The sequence below is a fragment of the Phenylobacterium sp. genome, assembly GCF_031412415.1.
Taxonomy (GTDB): domain Bacteria; phylum Pseudomonadota; class Alphaproteobacteria; order Caulobacterales; family Caulobacteraceae; genus Phenylobacterium.
Genome location: NZ_JANOCX010000248.1, coordinates 1 through 4,560, shown reverse-complemented (window position 1 = coordinate 4,560; position 4,560 = coordinate 1). Strand labels below are relative to the sequence as shown.

6 protein-coding genes are annotated in these 4,560 nt (G+C 67.4%); 2 read left to right on the top strand and 4 right to left on the bottom strand.

The window, feature by feature from the left end:
• Both RMO04_RS12330 and RMO04_RS12325 read left to right on the top strand, forming a co-directional pair.
• A partial coding sequence (locus tag RMO04_RS12330; protein ID WP_309645079.1) for a hypothetical protein occupies positions 1 to 693 on the top strand: 693 nt, incomplete at its 5' end.
• A gap of 53 nt (positions 694 to 746) precedes the next feature.
• On the top strand, positions 747 to 944 hold the full coding sequence (locus RMO04_RS12325; protein WP_309645078.1) for a hypothetical protein: 198 nt from the start codon (positions 747 to 749) through the stop codon (positions 942 to 944).
• Here the strand turns inward: RMO04_RS12325 and RMO04_RS12320 are convergent.
• Genes RMO04_RS12320 through RMO04_RS12305 form a run of 4 tightly spaced genes read right to left on the bottom strand, consistent with a single transcriptional unit; the run spans position 941 to position 4,512 of the window.
• Positions 941 to 1,978, bottom strand: coding sequence for an amidohydrolase family protein (locus RMO04_RS12320; protein WP_309645077.1), 1,038 nt, complete (start codon positions 1,976 to 1,978; stop codon positions 941 to 943). The two genes, RMO04_RS12325 and RMO04_RS12320, sit on opposite strands and share 4 nt — an antisense overlap.
• Positions 1,975 to 3,210 carry a serine hydrolase domain-containing protein gene (locus RMO04_RS12315; RefSeq protein ID WP_309645076.1) on the bottom strand — a complete coding sequence of 412 codons (1,236 nt, stop codon included), beginning with the start codon at positions 3,208 to 3,210 and terminating at the stop codon, positions 1,975 to 1,977. The genes RMO04_RS12320 and RMO04_RS12315 overlap by 4 nt, the downstream gene beginning before the upstream one ends.
• Entirely contained in the window at positions 3,200 to 3,820 is a 621-nt protein-coding gene (locus tag RMO04_RS12310) for a 2-hydroxychromene-2-carboxylate isomerase (RefSeq protein ID WP_309645075.1), read from the bottom strand. Before RMO04_RS12310 ends, RMO04_RS12315 begins: the two co-directional genes overlap by 11 nt.
• Complete coding sequence (locus RMO04_RS12305; protein WP_309645074.1) at positions 3,817 to 4,512, bottom strand: glutathione binding-like protein; 696 nt, start codon at positions 4,510 to 4,512, stop codon at positions 3,817 to 3,819. Before RMO04_RS12305 ends, RMO04_RS12310 begins: the two co-directional genes overlap by 4 nt.
• Positions 4,513 to 4,560 lie beyond the last annotated feature (48 nt).

Below are 4,560 nucleotides of genomic sequence, written 5' to 3'. Positions count from 1 at the left end.
CCACAGGCTCCAATCCCAATGATTCCCTGGGTACTCGTTGATACGACCACCATGCCCGATGGCGGCGGCGAGCTGCGGTTGATGCGGCGGGGGGCGGAATTCTCCATCATGTCCGGGCCGATCGAGCTGATGAACAGCCGGCTGAGCGGGTCGGAGGAGGCGCTGGCGGGCCTGGCGTGCGAACGCCTTCGGGATCGGCCGAAGGCCCACGTCCTGATCGGCGGACTTGGCATGGGGTTCACCCTGCGCGCCGCCCTCGCGGGGCTTGGGCCGAACGCGACGGTCACAGTGGGTGAACTGGTTCCAGCCGTCGTCGCCTGGGCGCGCGGGCCCATGGCGCACCTTTCCGCCGGATGCCTGGACGATCCGCGCCTGACGCTCCGCGAGGGCGATGTGGGAGCCTTGATCCGGTCGGCGCGTGCGACCTATGACGCCATTCTGCTCGATGTGGACAATGGGCCCGAGGGCCTGACCCGCAAGGCGAACGACCGTCTCTATGATCGTGAAGGCCTGCTCGCCGCGCGGCAGGCCTTGCGCCCAGGCGGGATTCTCGCCGTCTGGTCGTCCACCCCCAACGACGCCTTCGCCCAACGCCTGCGCAAGGCGGGTTATGGGGTGGATGAGGTTCGCGTCCGGGCCACCGGCGGCCGGCGCGGGGCGCGTCACATCATCTGGATGGCGGTCCGACCCTAGCCGAGAGCATCGACAAGCATCGCGCTTCGCACTCGTCGTCGCTATGATGGGTCATGGCCTATCGAATAGCAGCCCGCCATCCTGGCCGTCTGGTGACCTATACCGCCGAGACCGAAGAAGCCGCCCTCGCCAAGTGGGAGGAGCTGGCCGCCGACGGCGTGCCTTTCGAAATGACCGACGCGGACGGAGTCAGGGTCGACGACATCGACCTGGAAGACCGCATCGACGCCCGGGGCGACGGCGACGCCTAGAGATCCAGCCGATAGATCCGGCTGGCCGTTCCCGAGAACAGCGCGGTCTTCTCGTCGGCGGAACAGCCCTTGGCCAGGACCTTGAAGGCGTTCCACAGGACGTCGTAGTCGCAACTGCCGATGTCGACGGGGAAGTTGCTCTCGAACATGCAGCGATCGGCGCCGAAGGCCTCGATACAGGTCTCCACATAGGGCTTCCACTCCGCCGCCAGCGCCTCCGGGGAGGCGGGCGGATCGGACATGAAGGAGGCGAAGCCGGGGAACACCATCGCCAGGCCGCCGACCTTCACCGCCAAGTTGGGCAGGTCGGATAGAGCCTGGATATTGGCCTTCCAAACCGGGAAACGTTCCTCCCGGCGGCCTTCGTAGCTGGCGATGCCCAGCGGAGTGCCGACATGGTCCAGCACGATCTGGGTGTCGGGGAACGCCTTGGCGAGGTCGATCAGGTCGGGAAGCTGCGGCTCCAACATCCAGGCGTCGAAGGACAGGCCCAGCGGCGCCAGTTCGGCGAACCCCTCGCGGAACTTCGGCGACAGGTAGAGGCCGCCCTCCTGACGGGCCAGCGGACCCAGGACCCCCTTGTCGGGATCGGACGAGGCGGCCTGGCGGATCCCGCGGAACCGGCCGCCGCCGGCCGCCACGTGGGCTTGCAGCACGTCCGAGACCGCGCCGCCCAGCGTGCAGTCGGCATGGCCGACGATACCGGCGCAGGCCAGGACATCGCCATAGAGCCCGCTGGCGGTCATGGCGGCGAGCCCGTTCACGAACTCGGTCTCGCCGACCGGCCGCATGGCCGCCGGGCCGCGGCTTCGGTACATGGAGCCGCACTCCATGTAGACCGTGGCCTTGACGTTGTGGCCCGATCTCATGTCGGCCAGCAGTTCGTCCAGCAGGTAGCGCGGGACCCGGCGCATCACGCGATCAAAGCCATGGGTGGGCGGTGGCAGCGCCGCGATCAGGGCCGCCGGACGGTCCCAGAAATGGTGGTGCGGATCGACGATCGGCAGGTCGGGTTCGAGAATGGGTTCGCTCATGCGCGCACCTCGTGGAGGATGGCCTCGGCCATCAGGGTCTGGGTCGTGGCCTGCAAGGTCGGCGCGTTCTCCGACAGGAGCTGGACCATGCCGACGAAGATCAGGTCATTCTCCGGATCGACCCAGAACCAGGTCCCCGCCGCGCCGTCCCAGTGATAGGTCCCCTGACCCACCGGGATGCCGGCCGCCTCGGGATCGGTGAACACCACCCCGTTGTAGCCGTAGCCGAAGCCCGGGCGAATCTGCTGCTTTCCGACACCCCAGCCCTGAGCCAGCATCTCGTCGGAGAGTTGGTTGGTCATCATCTGCTTCACACCCTGGGCGCTGACGATCTGACGGCCGCCGAACTGGCCGCCGTCCAGCAGCATCTGGGCGAAGCGGGCGTAGTCGAGGGCGGTGGAGACCAGGCCGCCACCACCCGAGGCCAGGGCCGGCGGCCTCTCGTGATCAGGGAGCAGCGGATTGCCCGCCAGGGGGACGAGACCCCTGCTGACGCTGGAGCGGTAAAGCGTCGCCAGTCGCGGCTTCTTCCCGGGCGGCGTGTGGAAGGCTGTGTCGACCATGCCGAGGGGCTCGAAGATCTTCTCGCGCATGAAATCCGGCAGGCGCTGGCCGCTAAGGGCCTCGATGACGGCGCCCTGCACGTCCATCGACAGGCTGTAGATCCACTTCGTCCCCGGCTGGTAGGCCAGCGGCAGGTCTCCCAGCTTGGCCGCCATCTCCGCCAGGTCCGCCGAGCGCCAGATGTCGGCGGCCTGGTACAAGGTCTCCAGGCCTTCCATGGGCTCGCGGCCATAGGTCAGGCCCGCCGTGTGGGTCAACAGCTCGCGCAGGGTGGGCGGATGGTCGGGTTCCTGCAGGATGATCTCGCCGTCCGCGCCCATGCCGCCGAACACTTTCGCGCCCGCGAAGGCCGGCAGGTGCTTGGCGATGGGGTCGTCGGGCGACCACAGGCCCTGGTCATGCAGGATCATCATGGCCACGGCCGTCACCGGCTTGGTCATGGAGAAGATGCGGAACATCGTGTCGGCCGCCATGGGTTCGCCGGTCGCCAGGTCCTTGACGCCTAGGCTGCTGACCTGGGCGACCTTGCCGTGGCGAGCGGTCAGGGTGACGAAACCGGCCACCACGCCCTGGTCGATCAGACCTTGCAGATAGGCGTCGATGGCGGCCAGACCGGCGGGCGAGAGGCCCACCTCCGCCGGTGGAGCCGGGGACAGATCACGCGCCATGTGCAGCTTCCTTGCGGGCCAGGACGGCGGCCGCGATCAGCGGCAGGCGGTCGTTGCCGAAATACATGTCGTTTCCGCCAACAAAGATGGTCGGTGATCCGAAACCGCCGCGGGCCACGACCTCCTCGGTGTTGAGCCGCAGTTGGTCCTTGACCGCCGGCTCCGCGATGCCCGCCAGGAACGCCTGCGGGTCGACGCCCACGGCCTCGCAGATCTCGGCCAGGACGCTGTCCTGCGAAATGTCGAGATTGTCGCCCCAATAGGTCTCGAAGACTTTGGTGGCGAAGGGGACGAGCAGGCCCTGCGGCGACAGCCAGATGCAGCCGCGCATGGCCTTGACGCTGTTCACCGGGAACACTTTCGGCGGGAAGGTGATGGCCAGGCCCGAGTAGCGCGCCCAATCCCTCAGGTCCTTGCCCATGTAGCGAGCCTTTGCCGGAACCGGCGTCGCGCGTTGCTCGTAGACCGACGGATTGACCGTGTTGAAGATGCCGCCCACCAGGATCGGCCGCCAGGCGACCTCGACCTCAAGGTCCCTGGCGAGGGGCTGCAGGTTGTGGAAGGCCAGGTAAGTCCAGGGGCTGGAGCAGTCGAAGAAGCACTCGATCATGACAAGACCCTCGCGCCTCCGAACAGGTTCTTGCGGGTTTCGGCGTCCATCTCACCCGGCGGCGCCATGCGCCCGACAGCCGTGCCGGCCACCACGCCCGGCCGCGCCCGCACCACGGCGAACCACCGCTTGATGTTCGGATAGTCGTCCAGGGTGAAGCCCTGCGCCTTATGGGTGATGATCCAGGGGAAGCAGGCCATGTCGGCGATGCCGTAAGCCTCGCCGGCAACATAGGCGCCGGTGCGGCCGAGCTGGCTGTCCAGCACGCCGTACAGCCGCGCGGCTTCGCGCTCATAGCGGTCGATGGCGTAAGGAATCTTCTCTGGCGCGTAGATTTTGAAGTGTCCGTTCTGGCCCAGCATGGGTCCCAGACCGCCCATCTGCCACATCAGCCATTGGATCGCCGTGCTGCGCCCCCGAAGGTCAGTGGGCAGGAATTGGCCGGTCTTTTCCGCCAGATAGATCAGGATCGCGCCGGTCTCGAACACGCTGACCGCTTGGCCGCCGCCCGGCGGATCGTGGTCTACGATGGCAGGGATGCGGTTGTTGGGGCTGATGGCCAGGAAGTCGGGGGCGAACTGTTCGCCTCGGCCCAGGTTGATCGGGCGGACCACGTACGGCAGGCCGCACTCCTCCAGCATGATGGAGATCTTCCACCCGTTGGGCGTGGCGGCGTAGTGGAGGTCGATCACAGGCGTCTCCCGGGCCTCTCGTCGGGCCTTGGAGACAGACTACTTGGC